The organism is Pallidibacillus pasinlerensis, assembly GCF_009996845.1.
Taxonomy (GTDB): Bacteria; Bacillota; Bacilli; order Bacillales; family Caldibacillaceae; genus Pallidibacillus; species Pallidibacillus pasinlerensis.
In genome coordinates this window covers 1-18,870 of sequence record NZ_JAACYS010000013.1, presented here as the reverse complement: position 1 = coordinate 18,870, position 18,870 = coordinate 1, and the positions used below count along the sequence as shown (strand labels likewise).

The following is an 18,870-nucleotide window of genomic DNA, read 5'->3' as shown; positions in this document are numbered from 1 at the left end:
TTCACATCGCTAAAAAATGTACTGCTGTTATTCAAATTCTCCTTTTTTTTGAAAGCAAAAAATGAGACTGATCCATCGTTGCGGCCAGCCTCATTCTCAAATTTTTACTAATTAAAAAACAAATCATAAATTTGCCCAGAAAATACAGGTGTATTATTAATAATTCCTTTGGCAACCCAAGATCCTTCAATATAGTTTTGTACGACTTCCATTGGAATTAGAGCTGCCATATATAAAATAATGAAAATAATTAAGTATGTTTCAAGAAATCCTAATATACCACCTAACCATAAATTCAGTTGTTTTAAAACAGGTATATTCGTTACAAATGTAAGCATGGAGCCGATAATTTGTAAAACAATTTTTACAGCCATAAAAATAATAAAGAAAGCAATTCCATTATAAAAAGCCGTTTCTGCATTAAGGGCATCTAATAAAACTTGTAGTTCTGTATTTTCACCAATTGCCGGGTAAGGAACCCATAACGTGAGTCGGCTAGCTAAATCATCGTAATAAATAAATGCTACTATAAATGCAACAATCCATCCAACTAGGTGAATGGCTTGAAGAATAAATCCTCGTCTAAGTCCAACTAGACAGCCTATTATTAATAAAAAAAGTAAGATAGTACTTAACATATCGGTCAATCCTTTTTGTAGTTTCTTTGCAAATAGCGTTTAACATGATGAAAACTACAGTTCTTTTTCGTCTTCATTTAATTTTTCCTGTAGTGCTTCATATTTTTCTTTTAATTTTATATATTCATTAACCGCATTCACTGCGGTTAGTACTGCTAAATGATTCGTATCTAAAAACGTATTTTTACTTCTAATTTCTTTCATCTTTTCATCAACGGTTGAAGCGACATGTCTGATATGATTTGCTGGTTCTCTGCCAACTATTGTATATTGCTGACCAAAAATCTCGACAGTGATCCGATTTTTCCGTTCCTCTGACAATATTATTTCCTCCATTCGCCAGAATCCTTATATTATCATATCATGAACAAAAATAAAATGGGAAGAAAAAAGTGGAAATCGTATTTATTTTTAAAAACAATGTCGCATTTGTTATTCTTTTGAGATATTCATAAAATTTTTTGAACTCTTTTCTAAAATGGGATGCTTACCGATTAAAAAAAGCAGCTGCTCACACAGCTGCTTTTTTATTACATTCTTAATTCTGCTCCCGCATTTTGTAATGCTTCAACAACCTTTTCATGTACTTGGTTTACTTCATCATCAGTTAATGTTCTTTCTGTGTCAGAATAACGAAGTGTGAAGGCAACTGATTTTTTATTTTCCTCAACCTTTTCACCGATATAAACGTCAAACACATTCACATCTTTAAGCAGTTGTCCACCAGCAGATACGATAATATCTTTTAACTCTCCTGCTGATTTGCCTTGATCAACTACGATCGCCACATCTCGTGTAATTCCAGGGAATTTAGGAATCTTCGTATAAGTTAATGATTTTGATTCAATATTCAGCAGTTTACCTAAATCAAGTTCAAATACGAACACATTTTTCACATCGTATTCTTTTTCACGAGTTGGGTGAACTTTTCCTAGGAAACCGACTACTTCATCATTTAATAAAACTTTAGCTGTTTGCCCAGGATGCATACCGTCAATCTCTGCTTTTTCATAACGAATGCCTTGAGCTAATTGTAAGCGGGCAAATAATGTTTCTAAAATTCCTTTAACTGTATAAAAGTCAACGGTCACTTTTTCACCTTGCCATGGATGGTTCACGTACAGACCCGTTAATGCACCTGCTAAATGTTCTACTTCCTCAGGTTGAACATTAGCACCTTTACCGTAATACACTTTACCGATTTCAAATAAACCAACATCGGCATTTTTACGAGCACGGTTATAAGCAATTGAATCTAATAGATGTGGAATTACTGTATCACGTAAAATTGCATGCTCTTCACTCATTGGCATTGCAAGTTCCACAGGCTCTGCGGGTTGTAATGCGAACTGCCCAAACTTCTCTTTACTTGTTAATGAGTAAGTAGTTGCTTGTAGTAAACCTGCACCTTCTAACACTTCACGAACAACGCGACGTTTTTGTTGATATGGTGTTAGATGACCTAATGTTTGTTGACCTTCAGGTAACGTTGTTGGGATGTTGTCGTATCCGTAAAGACGGGCGATTTCTTCATACATATCTTCCTGAATTGTAATATCCCAGCGTCGACTTGGAATCTCAATAACAAACGTTTCATTATCTAACGTATATGTGAATTGTAATTTTTTAACAATATCTTCAACTTCTTGTAAACTTAAGCTTGTACCTAAGAAGTTATTAATTTTGTTTAATTCAACTTTTACAGTTACTGGCTCAACAACAAGTTCATCATGAGCAACTGTTCCTTCTAGAACTTCGCCACCAGCAAGTTCCGCAATTAATGCAGCAGCACGCTCAGCCGCTAAACGTACGCGAGTTGGGTCAATTCCTCTTTCATAGCGGCTACTTGCCTCACTACGTAAGCCATGGTAACGGGATGTTCTACGGATGGATGTACCGTTAAAGTAAGCAGACTCAAGTAAAACGGTTGTCGTATCATCTCTAACTTCAGAATCTAATCCACCCATGACTCCAGCTAAGGCGACAGGTTCTTTTCCATTTGTAATGACTAAATCTTCTTGGCGTAATGTACGTTCTGTACCATCTAACGTAACCATTTTTTCTCCTTCATATGCTTTCCGTACAAGTACTTCCTTCGAGCCAAAACGGTCATAGTCAAAAGCGTGTAATGGTTGACCGTACTCTAATAAGACGTAGTTTGTAATATCCACGACATTATTATGTGGACGAATTCCGGCTGCCATTAATTTATTTTGTAACCAAAGTGGTGATGGACCAATTTTCACATTTTTAATGACTTTCGCTGTATAGATTGGACAATCATCAGACTCAGAGCGAACAGAAATATAGTCACTTACCTTTTCTTCTGACACCGGTACATTAGCTGCAGGTAGTTTCACTTCTTTACCGAAAATAGCTGCTGTTTCATAAGCAACACCAATCATACTCATACAATCGGCACGGTTTGCAGTAATACTTAATTCTAAAACCGCATCATCTAAATTAAGTAATGAAAAAACATCTGTTCCAACTTGAGTATCTTCTGGAAGGACGAAGATTCCATCGGCATATTCTTTCGGAACTACTTTTCCATCGAACCCAAGTTCTTGTAAAGAACAAATCATACCGTTAGAAACTTCACCACGGATTTTCCCTCTTTTAATTTTAATGTTGCCACCAATACGTGCACCTACTAATGCAACTATAACTTTTTGTCCTGCTGCTACGTTCGGTGCACCACAAATAATTTGGATTGGTTCTTCCTCGCCGACATCAACTTGGCAAATTTTTAAATGGTCTGAATTTGGATGTTCTTCACAGGATAACACATGACCAACAACAATTTTCTTTAATTTTTCTCCTTTTTTTTCAACTTCTTCCACTTCAATACCGGAACGAGTAATCTTTTCAGCTAACTCTTCTGGACTAATATCTGACACATCAACATAGTCTTGAAGCCATTTATATGAAACTAACATTGAGTTACCTCCTGTTCTTTTTTAAAAAATACTTTTTAACCGAGTATTACAAATTGCGAACTAATCTTTATGATTCATATGGTGCAAATTGTTTTAAGAAACGAACGTCATTTGTATAGAAATGACGAATATCATCAATTCCGTAACGTAACATCGCAATCCGTTCTACACCGATACCGAAAGCGAAACCTGTATATTTTTCAGGATCAAAACCACTCATACGAAGTACGTTCGGGTGAACCATACCTCCACCTAAAATTTCAATCCAACCGGTTCCTTTACATACGTTACAACCGTCGCCATTACAGATTTTACAAGAAATATCAATTTCCACAGATGGTTCAGTGAACGGGAAGAAACTTGGACGATAACGAATATCGCGGTCTTCACCGAACATTTTTTTAGCAAATAAAGCTAACGTACCTTTTAAATCACTCATGCGAATACCTTCATCAACAACTAAACCTTCAATTTGCATAAATTGATGGGAGTGTGTCGCATCATCGTCATCACGGCGATACACTTTTCCAGGAACGATGATTTTAACAGGGCCTTTACCTTCATGTTTTTCCATCGTTCTTGCTTGCATTGGGGATGTATGTGTACGTAAAAGTAATTCTTCAGAAATATAAAAACTATCCTGCATATCCCGGGCTGGGTGATCCTTCGGTAAGTTTAATGCTTCAAAGTTGTAATAATCTGTTTCAACTTCAGGACCTTCCGCAATTGTGTATCCAAGTCCGATAAATAAGTTTTCCGCTTCTTCAATTACTTTTGTTAACGGATGATGGTTTCCTTGAACAACGGGACGACCTGGTAATGTAATATCAATGGATTCTTTTTGTAATTTTTCAGCAATCACTTGCTCTTCTAACACTTTTTGTTTTGCTTCAATTTGTTCTTGGATTGCTGCACGTACATCATTTGCCAAAGCTCCGATGACCGGACGCTCTTCAGGAGCAAGCTTACCCATTCCACGTAACACTTCTGTAATTGGTCCTTTTTTACCTAAGTAAGCAACACGTACTTCATTCAGTTGTTTTAAATCTTGACTACTTTCAATTTTAGCTAACGCCTCAAGTTTTAGTTCTTCTAAACGTTCTTTCACTGTAGATCCTCCTTTTAACTCTTGTATTCATTAGTCGAGCGCAAAAATTTTTGCATACAAAAAACCCCATCCCAAAAAAGGGACGAGGTTTACATCGCGGTACCACCCTTATTGATTCAATTCAAAAAGAATTGAATCCACTTCATTTGATTAACGGTCTTCCCGCTCAATCTTTACACAAAAAACTTGTGGTCCCGATTGAGAGTTCATAGGGTGAAATTTCGTTTAGCTTCTATTAAAAATGCTTCCAGTCACGGCATTTTCTCCCTGAAATAGAAGGCCCTAAACTACTTGCCCTAATCATTACTGATCAATTTATTTAATTATAGAAATATTATCCATACATAAGATTTACTTAATATTATATAGATTGACTGTATAATTCGCAACATTTGTATGTAAAATTCAACAGGTTTTGTCACAATTTGTATAAAAAACGTGTTAGATGCTATTTTTTTACAGCTTAATAATCATTTCCCCTTAAATAGTACATTAATATACCTGCTGCGACAGCGACATTTAGTGATTCACTTTTACCAAAGATCGGGATATATAAGTTTTGATTTGTTTTTTCTAATAATTGTTCATCTACACCTTGTCCTTCATTACCAACAATCAAGGCAAAAGAAGGACCAATTTCCACTTCATACATTGGCACGGCGTTTTGTAAAGCTGTACCGTAAACTGGGATGTCCTTTTCCTTTAGTTGCTCAATCCATTCATTCAGGTTGCCCCGAACAATTGGCAAATGAAAATGACTTCCTTGTGCAGAACGAAGCACCTTTGGATTGTATGGATCCACACTCCCTACACCTAACACAACCGCATCGAAACCAGCTGCATCAGCAGTACGGATCATCGTTCCGACATTTCCTGGATCTTGAACTGCATCAATAAGCAGGAAACGTGTTCCTTTTATATCTGTTGCCGCTCCTTGTTTACATATAGCAAAAATACCTTGTGGTGTTTCTGTATCAGAAATTAATCTTTCAATATTATTAGCGATGACATATACTTCATCATTACCGAACTTTGCTTTTGGCAATTTTGGGTAATATTGTTCCGTAACAATAATTTCTTCGATTACTCCTGCCGCCTTTGCTTCGAAAACAAGATGTTCCCCTTCAACAAGGAATAAACCGGTTTTGTCCCGCTCTTTTCTCGTTAACAATTTTTTCCAATGTTTTACTTTTTCATTTTTTGCTGATTGAATTAAATTCACTTCGGATCCCCTTTTCAACATTTCCTTATAATCATTATCACTATAGCCTGTAGACTTTCTTCATTATACCGAATTCTATATACATATTACATGAAAAAGAAGAAAACAATAACAATGACCAATATTACAGGAGGTTTCGTTAATGAATTTTAATTTACGTCATGCTATTATACAAAATGTTTCTGGTAATACACAAGAACAGTTAGAAGATACAATTGTTGATGCGATTCAAGTTGGTGAAGAAAAAATGCTACCGGGTCTCGGCGTGTTATTTGAAGTCATTTGGCTAAACGCCGATCAACAGAAAAGACAGATGATGTTAGAAACGTTAGAAGAGGGATTAAAAAGATAACGGTTGTTGTGGGGAACATTTTATCATTGTGCGTTCCCCTTTTATTTGTTGTGTATAAAGTTTTTCGGTGATACACCTCTAATTTCAGCGTTCTTTACAACTTCAAACAACCTTTTTCGAAATCGTCCTAAATTCAGCTTTCAATTTTTCAAAAAGGAGGAAAATCAATGGAACATAAAGAAGATTATGAAATAAGCGACACGATGCAAGGTAAGTTACTCCCTTTTACATCTTTATCAAGTGGCTTGTTTCAAACGGTTGCGCCTGGAGTACATTCTTTCACAATTCAAATCGTCAATATCGCCATCATTGAAACAATAAGTGGCGGATTTGTTCTTGTTGATTGTGGCATGCCTGGTTCAGAAGAAACAATTCTTTCCATGCTCCATGAAAAATTCGGGGAAAATGCAAAGCCTGAAGCAATTCTCTTAACCCACGGACATTTTGATCATGTTGGTGCGATTGAACAACTCGTCACTCTATGGAACGTACCCGTATATGCACATCCGTTAGAAATGCCTTACTTAACCGGGCAAAAAAATTATCCTGAACCTGATGGGTCGGTTGAAGGTGGGCTAGTAGCTAAACTCTCGCCCATATTTCCAAATAAAGGAATCAATATCAGCCCATATTTAAAAGAAATCCCAGCAAACTGTGAAGTACCTCATCTTCCGGATTGGAAGTGGGTTCATACACCAGGGCATTCTGAAGGACATATCTCCTTTTTCCGTGAAAGTGATCAAACACTAATTGCCGGAGATGCCTTCGTAACGGTACGTCAAGACTCACTTTACAAAGTAATTATACAAAAACAAGAAATTAACGGACCGCCCCGATATTTTACAACAGACTGGAAACTCGCAAAACAATCTGCTGAAAAGTTAGCTGACCTAAGTCCTAAAGTTGCCCTTACAGGACACGGAGTACCAATGAGTGGTGAGGAGCTATCAACTGGACTTCAAGAACTCGTTTTACATTTCGATGAAAAAGCCATTCCCAATTATGGGAAGTACATTTAGTTGAGATTCAAATTTCTGATCGTGGCCATGAATTATTCTATAGCGTTATTATTTTTATTTCAGGAACTGTTAATTTCAACTAAAACGTGATACAATTGTCAAGCAAATGAAACCTAATGTTTTCAAGAACGTATAAAAAATGAACAAGAAACTCTAAAAATTTTAAGGGTTTTTATGTTGGAGAAATAGGGCAATTGTTTTAGTAAAATAAGCCATATTGAGTTGTAACTTTTAATTTGCTGAATATACTAGTAGCTAATAAAGCATTTTTTAAATATTTACAAAAGATTAATACTATTTAATCAAAAAAGAGTTATACTTGTTTATATGGTAATAGCTTGGAGGGATTGAATGAGAATTGCAATCTTTACGGACACTTATGTCCCTGATGTAAACGGGGTTGCTATTACGTTGAAGCATTTTACGGACTACTTAGAGGAAAAAGGGCATGAGTATATTGTCTTTGCACCGAAAAGTTCAAAAGAAACGAGATTTTCAAGTCAAGTTCATCGGTTTAAAAGTTTACCCCTATTTTTCTATCCAGAATGTCGATTAGCCTTACCAAACATGTTGCGTGTGAAACAAGCATTACAAGAGTTTCAGCCTGATATAATTCATATTGCAACGGAATTCAATGTCGGTCTTTGTGGGTTGCATTATGCTAAAAAAATGAATATCCCACTCGTCGGTTCGTATCATACAAATTTTGATAAATATCTCCAATACTACGATATTCAATTTTTATCAAAAATTTTATGGCGATATATGCGTTGGTTTCATAAACCATTTCGCAAAATTTTCGTTCCATCCTATGATACGATCGAATCGTTAAGGAAAAAGGGATTTACGAACTTGCATATTTGGCCGGGTGGCGTTGATTGTGAGTTATACAACCCAAATTACTCACAAGAAAAAATTCGCGAGAAATATAATATTAAAGAAAAGTATATTTTATCCTTTGTAAGTCGCTTAGCACCGGAAAAAGATATCGACACGTTGTTAAAAATTGCCAATCAACTACCTTATGATTTAAAAGGTGATGTGCGGTGGCTTGTCGTTGGTGACGGTCCTTCTAAGGAAGAAATGATGGCACAAGCACCATCAAATATGACTTTCACCGGTTTTTTAAGCGGAAAAGATTTAGCTGCCGTTTATTCGGCATCCGATTTATTCGTCTTTCCTTCAGCGACTGAAACGTTCGGGAATGTCGTCATTGAATCATTAGCTTCAGGAACACCTGTCATTGGGGCAAAATCAGGTGGAGTTAAAAATTTAGTAAAACATAATGTAAATGGTATGCTTTGCGAACCGAAAAATGTTGAATCTTTTATTTCAGCAATACAAAAATTACTTCATGATGAAGGATTACGTCAAAGTATGAGCAAGGAGGCACGTGAATTTGCTTTAACACAAACTTGGGAAGCCATTTTTGATCGGCTGTTATTGGATTATGAAGATGCGATAAATGTAGATAAATATCCATTATTAGCTTAAATTCTATTATTCTAACATATTATTTCAATACAAACGGACTTATTCTATTTTTATAAATTAAAAAATAGTTTTTATTAAGGGGCTGACATCAACGTCAACCCCTTTTTAGTGCCTTTTAATAGGACCACCGTCGCTTAATCAAATTTAATTTTATTAACCGTATCCCAATCTAACCGTTTTACAACTTCAGTTACTAATTTCACTGTGTTTTCATAATCATCACGATGAATGACACTCGCATTGGAGTGGAGATAACGGGTAGATACTGTAATTGCAAGGGCTGGTACACCAGCTTTTGTTAGACTAATTGCGCCTGCATCGGTACCGCCACCAGGGATAGATTCAAACTGATACGGAATATTTAACTCTTCTGCCAAATCAACGACAAATTCACGTAAGCCGCGATGGGAAACGAGTGAATGGTCGTATACGATAATTTGTGGACCATCACCTAATGTACTTAATGACTCTTTTTCAGTCATTCCCGGTGTATCACCTGCTGTACCTACATCTAATGCGATACCAATATCCGGTTCAATTTTATAAGCAGCTGTTTTCGCACCACGAAGACCTACTTCTTCTTGAGCTGTCGCTACTCCGTACACGATATTCGGATGATTTTCTTTTTGTAAATTTTTAAGCACATCTACGACAATCGCACAACCAATACGGTTATCCCACGCTTTTGCTAATAAGAATTTTTCATTTTTCATAACTGTAAATTCAAAATAAGGAACGATCATGTCACCTGGACGAACGCCCCATGATTCAGCTTCCTCTTTACTTGTTGCACCGATATCAATAAACATATCTTTAATATCAAATGGTTTCTTTCTTGCTTCTGGTGATAACACGTGAGGTGGTTTTGAACCAATAACACCCGTAATTGATTCACCTCTAGATGTAACAACCGTAACACGTTGAGCAAGCATCACTTGACTCCACCAACCGCCGACGGTTTGAAAACGAATGAAACCTTTATCATCAATTTGTTTTACCATGAAACCAACTTCATCAAGGTGCCCACTTAACATGATTTTCGGACCGTTTGCTTGTCCTTCTTTTTTCGCAATTAAGCCGCCTAAACCATCTGTTGTAATTTCATCTGCATATGGCGTTATGTATTTTTTCATTACTTCACGAACTTCACGTTCATTTCCTGGAATCCCTTTAGCATCCGTTAATTCTTTTAACATCGATAATGTTGGATCTAAATTTGCCACAAAAATACCCTCCTTTATTAAAAAAGAAAATTATATAAGCTAAAAAATTGTGTAAATTAGTTTTTGCTCACACACGTATTATATCTCATTTCAGAAAATTATCCTATTTTGAAACACAGGGACGGGTCCCTCGTTTCATTTTTTTCTATGGCACGGGTGGTACACGGGGGGCGGTACACGGGGACGGGTCCCTTGTTCCTATTCCAATATAGTAATACTTTAATTAAACACACGAATCCCAAATAGAAACAGGCCTAGCGTTTCTATTCTAAAATAGAGACACCGGACCTGTCCCTCCGTACCATTCCCATTCCCTCCGTACCATTCGAGACACCGGACCCGTCCCTCCGTACCATTGAGACACCGGACCTGTCCCTCCGTACCATTTTTCCTCCGTACCATTTATTTTACTCCTGATGATCCGAAGCCGCCTTCACCACGAGTAGTATCAGATAATCCTTCAACTTGTATAATGGCAACTCGGGTAACGGGTGCAATTACCATTTGGGCAATACGCATATGTTTTTCCACTTTAAACGGTTCTTTCCCATGATTAATAAGAATCACTTTAATTTCCCCGCGATATCCTTCATCAATCGTTCCTGGACTATTTAAAACCGTCACAGCATGTTTTAATGCTAAGCCACTACGAGGTCTTACTTGCGCCTCAGTTCCCTCAGGTAATTCGATTGCAAGACCAGTTGCAACAAGCTCCGCCTCACCTGGTTGAATCACTTTATCCTCAACAGAATATAAATCAAGACCAGCATCGCCAGGATTTGCATAAAACGGTAATTTTGCATCTTTATGTACAAGTTTTACTTTTAAATTGTATGTCATGTGTCTATCTCCTATCGTCATTGAAGTTGTTGGTTTTCTTAAAAAATTATAACAAAATTACAATAAAATGAAACCTATTCCTTTTTAAATCGTATAGTTCATAATAAGAATATGATTTATAATGGTTTTATAACTCTTTTATAGGAGGCGGATAGTATGGGATTACTGATCAGACTTGGTATCATCGCACTAATAATCTTGTTAATTTATACAGGAATCCGATATATTCTTCACCCAAAACGAAAACTTGAGCTTGCCCACGAGCAAAAACGTTTTTATTTCTTGGATGATACGAATAATGTAAGGAAAAACTTTTTACTAACGTATAAAGGTGTACTTTTTGAAGGAGAAAAATACTTAGGCACAACAACTGATGCTTTCGAAGTTGTCTCTATCTTTATTTTCCCAAAGAGCATCGCATCGTTAAAAGGGTTAACGAAAAGTGATTTCAGAACAATTGAGCAACATGTTCAAAAATATTATCCGAAGGCGGAAATTGATTGGAAAAGCCCAATCAAAGAGTTCCTTAACGATGATGATAACAACCCGGACAAGCCGTGGGAGGATGAGGCGTAACAATTTTATATTCTAAATCAGGTCGTTCATATATTTAAGAACGGCCTTTTTTGTTGGTATCTTTTATTTTCAGTCGGCATTATACTTATGAAAGACCTTTTCGGGAGCGACTACATTTTTTACATTCATCGCACTTATGAGGACATTTTCCAGATTCCTACTTCGTCAAAACACCTAAACCAAAATAAAAAAGCTACTCACGACGTAGCTTTAAAAAAATCCTTCCACTTTATGATGACGAATTTTTCGCGAAAGGCAATGATGAGTACCGTTAAACCGATTAAAAATACCACTCCCATCGCAGGTGAGAAATGTTTGAAAAATTGACCAAACACCGTATAAAAAACGACAACTGGAATATTCGTATACAATGAACTTAACGCATATTCATGAAAAGTTTTCTTCCGCTCCATTAAACAAAAGCAAAGCAACTGATAATGCATAAATGGAACTAGCTTCAAAACAGAAATTTGCCCAGTTGTAAAATTGGCATAAGGCCCAAACCATTTCACTTTAATTTCTTGTAGTTTTTTGTGGAAAGATGGAAAGATTCGTAGTAAAAAATAAACGACAAAACTTGATAACGTTAAACCGATTAACGAATATATCGATCCGAACACTGCGCCGAATAACAGTCCACCCGCTAAACAAACGACAATTACAGGGATAAAGAAAAACTGGCGTAATGTATGAAAAAGAATAAAAATAATTGGTGCAAGAATACCACTCATTTGAACGAGGTTTAAAACATATTCAGCCTTTTCAGCCATCCCTTTACACCCTCCCGCTTCGTTTTGCATCTTGCTGTATTTTTTCAGAGGGATTAAAAAAATCCAATGAAAAAATTACACTTTTAATATAAAAATATACAAAACGGAAGTGGGATATGCCTTTTTAAAAAATTTTAATATATTAATTGTCCATTACAAATAGTTTAAAACTAATAAAAGTTGCAGCATGGCAAGAAATGGGAACCCGAACCGGAAAGATACATGTCTTGTTTTATGGTTAAAAACATACATTCCCACAGTCGCACCGATTGCACCGAAAAAACAAGCCACAGTCCATAGCCATTTTTCACTAATTCGCCAACTCCGCTTAACAGCACGTCTTTTATCTATTCCCATCATGAAAAAGCCAAGCAAATTAACGACAACGAGTACTACAGTAATTACACTTTCCAATCCAATCCCTCAAATCCCATCTATATTTTTTGTGAAAAATAAAAACAGTCATCCTTCCAGTTGAAGAATGACTGATATGAATTAGACTTATTTATCTAATTGAGCTTTTGCTGCGTTCACTAACTCAGTGAATGCTTTAGCATCAGAAATTGCTAAGTCAGCTAACATTTTACGGTTAACTTCGATACCAGCAAGTTTTAAACCGTGCATTAAACGGCTGTAAGAAATACCGTTTTGACGTGCTGCCGCATTGATACGAGTAATCCATAATTTACGGAATTCACTCTTACGTTTACGACGGTCACGATATGCGTACACTAATGATTTCATTACTTGTTGATTTGCTGTTCTATATAAAGTGCGTTTTGAACCGTAATAACCTTTTGCTAATTTAAGTACACGTTTACGACGTCTGCGCGTAACTGTACCACCTTTTACACGTGCCATATTAAAACCCTCCTAAATTTCTTCGTTAAGTAAAATTAGATCATATGTTTAATGCGTTTGAAATCTCCAGGAGATACAACTGCACCTTTACGTAATTTACGTTTTTGTTTTTGAGATTTATTTGCGAATAAGTGGCTTGTATAAGCATGAGAACGTTTCAATTTACCAGTTCCTGTTCTTTTAAAACGTTTTGCTGAGCCTTTGTGTGTTTTCATTTTAGGCATGAAAAATTCCTCCTTAGATTACTTATCCTTTTCGGTTTTCGGTGCTAAAATTAAGAACATGCTTCGACCTTCCATTTTTGGCTTCGTTTCAATTGTAGCGATATCTGCACATTCTTCAGCAAATCGATCCAGCACCTTTTGACCAATTTCTTTATGTGTAATTGCCCGACCTTTAAAACGAAGGGAAGCTTTAACTTTATCGCCCTTTTGGATAAATTTACGAGCATTTTTTAATTTTGTATTAAAGTCGTGCTCATCAATTGTTGGGCTAAAACGAACTTCTTTCATCGTAATCGTTTTTTGGTTTTTACGTTGTTCTTTCTCACGTTTTTGTTGCTCGAAACGGTATTTACCGTAGTCCATAATTCTAGCCACCGGTGGTTTTGCATTTGGAGCAACTAAAACTAAATCAAGATTTCTACGACTAGCGATTTCCAGTGCTTCACTTTTTGACTTAATGCCTAATTGGTCGCCATTTGCATCAATTACGCGTAATTCACGAGCGCGAATGCCCTCGTTAACAATCATATCTTTGCTAATATTAAGACACCTCCAGAGATTGGTTGAATACCTGTTTGGATGAAGAAGATGGTTCGTCATGCATAAATTTATGCAATAAAAAAGTGCAGGACAACACACCCGCACTATTATTCTGTGATCATAATAAGACACATCATAAGTTTGTCTAAAACCTGTTAACAGCCTTTAAAAGCGTCTTCCAGGTGAGAAGCGGGTGCCTCTTCTTTTACAAACATCGTATTCAATTTAACTTGTTACATCTTAACATAGATTAGACATGATGTCAATATTGCCTGTTTCGCAAATGCAACAAAAAAATTATAACAAACTTATATTATAAATACAATAGTTTTCTTTATATTCCCTTTGACACCCTTCAACTCGTCAGTCTTATAATCGATAACAAATAATCTTCAACATCTTCAATAATCTGTACTTCGTTTAAAGCCTTTTGCAATTTGACAATATCTTCTTTTGTTAACACCGGTTCAACTGTCGGTTTTGCCAGCGTCTCTCGATTGTAACGGAGCATCTTTTTTTCCTCTTCTACGGAAGGATAACCGATATCCACTTTCATAAAGAAGCGATCCATTTGCGCTGCAGGAAGGGGGAACGTGCCTTGACGGGATTCAACCGGGTTTTGTGTCGCAATGACCATAAACGGAGGCTCGACTTTAATCGTTTCACCATCAATCGTCACTTGAAGTTCTTCCATTACTTCTAAAAGACTAGACTGTGTACGAGGGGTGGCACGGTTTATTTCATCCGCAAGTAAAATATTTGTCATAATAGGACCTTCACGCAATTCGAATTCCTGTGTTTTTGGATTAAAAAATTGAATACCTGTTACATCACTTGGCAAAACATCAGGAGTAAACTGGATCCTTTTAAATTCCCCAGCAATAAGTTGGGAAAAAGTTTTAGCAAAGGTCGTCTTCCCTGTACCCGGCACACTTTCTAACAATATATGACCATTCACGAGTAGCGCGATTGTAAAAAGTTCAACTAACTCGTCTTTCCCGACGATTATCCGTTCCATTTCTTGTTTCATTTTTGTCAAAGCTTCATTTATATGTACCATTATTTCTTCCCGCCCTTTTTTGTAAATTTACGATAAATATTATATTCAATATTAGCAAAACTTTATATTTTTAGAAATTTTATTAACTTAAAACAATGTATGACTCGACCAAATCTTAAAATTTGTTACAAAAAAGACCGCCGTATTTCAGGCGATCTTTGTAAGCACAAGAGGAATTAACGAATAACTCTCGCTTCTTCTTTAATTTTTTGTAGGAATTCATCAAATGTAACAGTTTCGGATTTTTTCTCACCGTATTTCCGAACGTTAACTGCTTTATCTTCAACCTCTTTATCCCCAACAACAAGCATATACGGGATTTTTTGAATTTGCGCTTCACGGATTTTGTATCCCATTTTTTCTTCACGAAGGTCTAATTCAACGCGAATGCCAGATTTTTTCAATTCATCATGAACTTGTTTTGCATAGTCAAAATGAAGTTCATTCGATACTGGAATCACTTTTGCTTGAACTGGTGCTAACCAAGTTGGGAACGCACCTTTATATTCTTCAATTAAATAAGCAACGAAACGTTCCATAGTTGAAACAACACCACGGTGGATAACAACTGGACGATGTTTTTCACCGTCTTCACCTATATAAGTTAAGTCAAAACGCTCCGGTAATAAGAAGTCAAGTTGCACAGTTGATAATGTTTCATCTTTACCAAGGGCAGTACGAACTTGAACGTCTAACTTAGGACCGTAGAAGGCAGCTTCCCCTTCAGCCTCGTAGTATTCAAGACCTAGGTCGTCCATCGCTTGTTTTAACATGCTTTGTGCTTTTTCCCACATTTCATCATCATCAAAATATTTTTCTTTATCTTGTGGGTCACGGTAAGATAGACGGAATTGATAATCTGTAATATTGAAGTCTTTATAAACTTCCATAATTAATTCAACAACCCGTGTAAACTCTTCATGAATTTGATCTGGACGAACGAAAATATGCGCATCGTTTAGAGTCATGCCACGAACACGTTGCAATCCTGATAACGCCCCACTCATTTCGTAACGGTGCATCATACCAAGTTCCGCGATACGAATTGGTAATTCACGGTAACTATGTGGTTCATTTTTATAAACCATCATATGGTGTGGACAGTTCATTGGACGAAGTACTAATTCTTCACCATCACCCATATCCATTGGCGGATACATGTCTTCATGGTAATGATCCCAGTGACCACTTGTTTTATAAAGATCCACATTCGCAAGAACTGGAGTATAAACGTGGTCATAACCAAGTTCAATTTCTTTATCGACAATATAACGTTCAATTGTGCGACGGATAGTTGCACCTTTTGGTAACCATAACGGTAACCCTTGACCAACTAATTGGTTAATGGCAAAAATATCAAGTTCTTTACCAAGTTTACGATGGTCACGCTCTTTTGCTTCTTCACGAATACGGATATATTCGTCTAGATCTGCTTTTTTGAAGAAAGCTGTTCCGTAAATACGTTGTAACATTTTATTGTTACTATCACCACGCCAGTAAGCACCAGCAATACTTAACAATTTAAATTCTTTAATTTTACCAGTTGAAGGCACGTGCACCCCACGGCATAGGTCAAAGAATTCACCTTGTTCATAAATTGTTACTGTTTCATCTGCTGGAATGGCTTCAATAAGCTCTAATTTGTATTCATCGCCAATTTCTTTGTAGCGCTCGACCGCTTCCTCACGGCTAACGACAACACGTTTAATTTCTAGGTTTTCACCGATAATTTTTTTCATTTCTTTTTCAATTCTCGGTAAATCTTCAGGTGTAATCGCTGGTTCTACATCAACATCATAATAGAAACCATTTTCGATTGTTGGACCAACACCTAATTTTGCATTAGGGAAAAGGCGTTTAATCGCTTGAGCCATTAAGTGAGCTGTACTATGGCGCATAATATCAAGAGTGTCTTCATCTTTATCTGTTAAGATTTGAATTTCTCCATCTTCTTCAATTGGAGTTCTCAAATCTAGTAACTCACCATTCAATTTACCAGCTAACGCTTTTTTCTTTAGTCCTGGACTAATAGATGCAGCGATATCTTCTGTTGTTGAACCCTTTGGAAACTCCTTCACAGCTCCGTCAGGGAATGAAATTTTAATAACTTCTGACATGTTTGTTGCCTCCTTAATTTTATTGAATTTATTTTCTACTGAAAAATAAAAAACTCGCCCCTAAACAAATAGGGACGAGTTGTTATTTACCCGTGGTTCCACCCTGATTCCCGCAAAAAACTACATAAATATAGTTACGTTTCGCGGCTCAGATTCCAATAACGGTTGGTACCGTCAACTATTACTGAGGAAGATTCACATCCTACCCGTTCACAGTTGAAGTTTAAAGGTGGTAAGTTATTTATCCGTGTTAGGAAGCTCCCAGCCTTGTCTTCCCTCTCTGAAAACCGTAATAAATAACTCATGTCCTTTGCATTACTTTTATCATTCATTTATTTCATTTTTGTATGATAGTATTATAATCATTTTAAAAATAAAAAGCAAGAAGTTAATGGAACTTCTTGCCTTGTAATGCACATTTTAGTTATTAGTAAGGGAATAATTGCTAATAGCTTCTAATGATTGAATATAAATTTTCTCTTCAAAAATATTTTTTAACGTTTGAATGATACCGAATTCAGGGTGGTCTGTAAATAAATATATTTTTTCTGGCGCAATCGATATGAGAGGGGCAATCGTGATTGAATCAACGTAGACAGGATGGTCAGAAAGTAGCTTCCGGTCAATTCGTTTGTTTAACTCCGAGCGTTTCATCATTTGCTTTTGTTCATTAAAAAATGTGAAACCATCATCATGCACGATATAAACTTTTTTCATTTGTGGCTTACGACCCGATAAAAAGTTGCGGAGATAGTGAATAAACGCTTGATAATCCTGTTCCATCTTATATTCATCAATTGCTGTTTCAATGTACGGAGCAAGATTTTCTAAATAAGGTCTTAGGCGAAACATAACAAACGCATCAAAGGAGAAGGTGCGATTACTTGAAAGCACTTCTTTTAAAGCTTGGTCAATTTTTCGTTCCTCTTGCTCATGATTGACATCAATTGGAAGATCCTTTCTTTTCCCATCCAATATAGAAAAAAGAATATCAATGATTTGAGTTTGTTCCTCCTCGTCTTTGAAAAAAAACTTTTCTTGAATGACTCGCTTGCACCAAACCACCCTTTTTTTATTCATAACGAGCTGTTTCAAATGCTTATGTATGATCAAAAGTCCTTGCTCTCGTTTTTCATTATCTATCTGAATAACGAGACCATTATAACTCTTTTGGACTTGGATCATGGTTTGTTTGGATTTTTTTAATAAAAAATATAAAAAATCCATTTCATCTTTATTTTGAAATTGAATTGTTATCAAGCTTCGACCCCCCTATGAGGCATTCCTGTTTTAATATATATGGGGGGCTTGGCCGTTTTAGAAGTATGATTTATATTTTCGGAATTTAGATTAGGGTTGTTGTGATGTGAGGCGAAAAGATGTTGACTAGATTTTTAGGAAAATGAGGGAAATTGAGCCTTATGCCGGTGTTAGAGAGACAGTTCGATTCGAAAATAACAAGCTTATGGCCTTTTGAACCTCTATAAAAGACAGTTCATTTCATAATTTGCTAGCTTTTGGTCTTTTGAGCTTCTATAAAAGACAAATCACTTCGAATTTGCAAACTTTTGGCTTTTTGAGACTCTATAAAAGACTGTTCTTCCGCTTTTCTCCGTTAATTTGTCCTTCATCGACCTTATGAAAGACAGTTCCTCCAACTTTCTCGCTTATTTTGTCCTTCATCGACCTTATGAAAGACACTTCATCCTATTTTCACCCTCAATCTGTCCTTCATCGACCTTATGAAAGACATTTCACGCAATTTTCACCCTCAATCTGTCCTTCATCGACCTTATGAAAGACATTTCACGCAATTTTCACCCTCAATCTGTCCTTCATCGACCTTATGAAAGACACTTCACCCTATTTTCACCCTCAATCTGTCCT

Annotated in this window: 18 protein-coding genes, 1 pseudogene and 3 other annotated features; of the genes and pseudogenes, 4 read left to right on the top strand and 15 right to left on the bottom strand. The window is 36.3% G+C overall.

Going from position 1 to position 18,870, the window contains the following annotated elements:
* Positions 1-107: 107 nt before the first annotated feature.
* From GW534_RS04540 to GW534_RS04520, 5 genes are all read right to left on the bottom strand, one after another.
* On the bottom strand, positions 108-638 hold the full coding sequence (locus tag GW534_RS04540) for a CvpA family protein (protein ID WP_161919875.1): 531 nt from the start codon (positions 636-638) through the stop codon (positions 108-110).
* Between the two features lie 54 nt (positions 639-692).
* Complete coding sequence (zapA, locus tag GW534_RS04535) at positions 693-959, bottom strand: cell division protein ZapA (RefSeq protein WP_161919874.1); 267 nt, start codon at positions 957-959, stop codon at positions 693-695.
* 209 nt (positions 960-1,168) lie between these two features.
* Positions 1,169-3,577 (bottom strand): phenylalanine--tRNA ligase subunit beta, encoded by a 2,409-nt coding sequence (pheT, locus tag GW534_RS04530; RefSeq protein WP_161919873.1) that lies wholly within the window; start codon positions 3,575-3,577, stop codon positions 1,169-1,171.
* A 67-nt stretch (positions 3,578-3,644) separates the two neighbouring features.
* Positions 3,645-4,685 carry a phenylalanine--tRNA ligase subunit alpha gene (pheS, locus tag GW534_RS04525; RefSeq protein WP_161919872.1) on the bottom strand — a complete coding sequence of 347 codons (1,041 nt, stop codon included), beginning with the start codon at positions 4,683-4,685 and terminating at the stop codon, positions 3,645-3,647.
* Between the two features lie 75 nt (positions 4,686-4,760).
* Positions 4,761-4,998: a binding site (T-box leader), on the bottom strand.
* Positions 4,999-5,148: 150 nt separating this feature from the next.
* On the bottom strand, positions 5,149-5,907 hold the full coding sequence (locus GW534_RS04520) for a TrmH family RNA methyltransferase (RefSeq protein WP_161919871.1): 759 nt from the start codon (positions 5,905-5,907) through the stop codon (positions 5,149-5,151).
* A gap of 142 nt (positions 5,908-6,049) precedes the next feature.
* On the opposite strand from GW534_RS04520, the gene sspI reads away from it, so the two are divergent.
* The 3 genes from sspI to GW534_RS04505 all read left to right on the top strand — a co-directional run bounded on the left by sspI (position 6,050) and on the right by GW534_RS04505 (position 8,772).
* Complete coding sequence (gene sspI, locus GW534_RS04515; protein ID WP_161919870.1) at positions 6,050-6,259, top strand: small acid-soluble spore protein SspI; 210 nt, start codon at positions 6,050-6,052, stop codon at positions 6,257-6,259.
* A 167-nt stretch (positions 6,260-6,426) separates the two neighbouring features.
* A complete protein-coding gene (locus tag GW534_RS04510; protein ID WP_161919869.1) occupies positions 6,427-7,278 on the top strand; it encodes an MBL fold metallo-hydrolase in 852 nt (283 codons plus the stop codon).
* 351 nt (positions 7,279-7,629) lie between these two features.
* Positions 7,630-8,772 (top strand): glycosyltransferase family 4 protein, encoded by a 1,143-nt coding sequence (locus GW534_RS04505; protein WP_161919868.1) that lies wholly within the window; start codon positions 7,630-7,632, stop codon positions 8,770-8,772.
* A 134-nt stretch (positions 8,773-8,906) separates the two neighbouring features.
* On the opposite strand, the gene GW534_RS04500 is transcribed toward GW534_RS04505, so the two are convergent.
* On the bottom strand, positions 8,907-9,995 hold the full coding sequence (locus GW534_RS04500; protein ID WP_161919867.1) for a M42 family metallopeptidase: 1,089 nt from the start codon (positions 9,993-9,995) through the stop codon (positions 8,907-8,909).
* Positions 9,996-10,397: 402 nt separating this feature from the next.
* Positions 10,398-10,835 carry a dUTP diphosphatase gene (dut, locus tag GW534_RS04495; protein ID WP_161919866.1) on the bottom strand — a complete coding sequence of 146 codons (438 nt, stop codon included), beginning with the start codon at positions 10,833-10,835 and terminating at the stop codon, positions 10,398-10,400.
* Between the two features lie 156 nt (positions 10,836-10,991).
* Here dut and GW534_RS04490 point away from each other — a divergent pair, with 156 nt between their 5' ends.
* Entirely contained in the window at positions 10,992-11,411 is a 420-nt protein-coding gene (locus GW534_RS04490; protein WP_161919865.1) for a sigma-w pathway protein ysdB, read from the top strand.
* A gap of 197 nt (positions 11,412-11,608) precedes the next feature.
* Here the strand turns inward: GW534_RS04490 and GW534_RS04485 are convergent, their stop codons facing one another.
* The 8 genes and pseudogenes from GW534_RS04485 to ytxC form a co-directional block, all read right to left on the bottom strand.
* On the bottom strand, positions 11,609-12,181 hold the full coding sequence (locus GW534_RS04485; protein WP_161919864.1) for a TVP38/TMEM64 family protein: 573 nt from the start codon (positions 12,179-12,181) through the stop codon (positions 11,609-11,611).
* A gap of 153 nt (positions 12,182-12,334) precedes the next feature.
* A complete protein-coding gene (locus tag GW534_RS04480; protein ID WP_281351961.1) occupies positions 12,335-12,595 on the bottom strand; it encodes a DUF1294 domain-containing protein in 261 nt (86 codons plus the stop codon).
* Positions 12,596-12,682: 87 nt separating this feature from the next.
* Entirely contained in the window at positions 12,683-13,042 is a 360-nt protein-coding gene (rplT, locus tag GW534_RS04475) for a 50S ribosomal protein L20 (protein WP_161919863.1), read from the bottom strand.
* Between the two features lie 35 nt (positions 13,043-13,077).
* Positions 13,078-13,266, bottom strand: coding sequence for a 50S ribosomal protein L35 (gene rpmI, locus GW534_RS04470; RefSeq protein ID WP_161919862.1), 189 nt, complete (start codon positions 13,264-13,266; stop codon positions 13,078-13,080).
* Positions 13,267-13,284: 18 nt separating this feature from the next.
* The gene (gene infC, locus GW534_RS04465; protein ID WP_161919861.1) at positions 13,285-13,866 is read right to left on the bottom strand and encodes a translation initiation factor IF-3; all 582 of its coding nucleotides are present in this window, start codon (positions 13,864-13,866) and stop codon (positions 13,285-13,287) included.
* Positions 13,867-13,877: 11 nt separating this feature from the next.
* Positions 13,878-14,017, bottom strand: a sequence feature (ribosomal protein L20 leader region).
* Between the two features lie 150 nt (positions 14,018-14,167).
* Positions 14,168-14,836, bottom strand: a pseudogene (locus tag GW534_RS04460) (AAA family ATPase); the annotation flags it as partial.
* A 206-nt stretch (positions 14,837-15,042) separates the two neighbouring features.
* On the bottom strand, positions 15,043-16,983 hold the full coding sequence (gene thrS, locus GW534_RS04455) for a threonine--tRNA ligase (RefSeq protein ID WP_161919859.1): 1,941 nt from the start codon (positions 16,981-16,983) through the stop codon (positions 15,043-15,045).
* 67 nt (positions 16,984-17,050) lie between these two features.
* Positions 17,051-17,308: a binding site (T-box leader), on the bottom strand.
* A 95-nt stretch (positions 17,309-17,403) separates the two neighbouring features.
* Positions 17,404-18,243, bottom strand: coding sequence for a putative sporulation protein YtxC (ytxC, locus tag GW534_RS04450; protein WP_161919858.1), 840 nt, complete (start codon positions 18,241-18,243; stop codon positions 17,404-17,406).
* Positions 18,244-18,870: the final 627 nt, after the last annotated feature.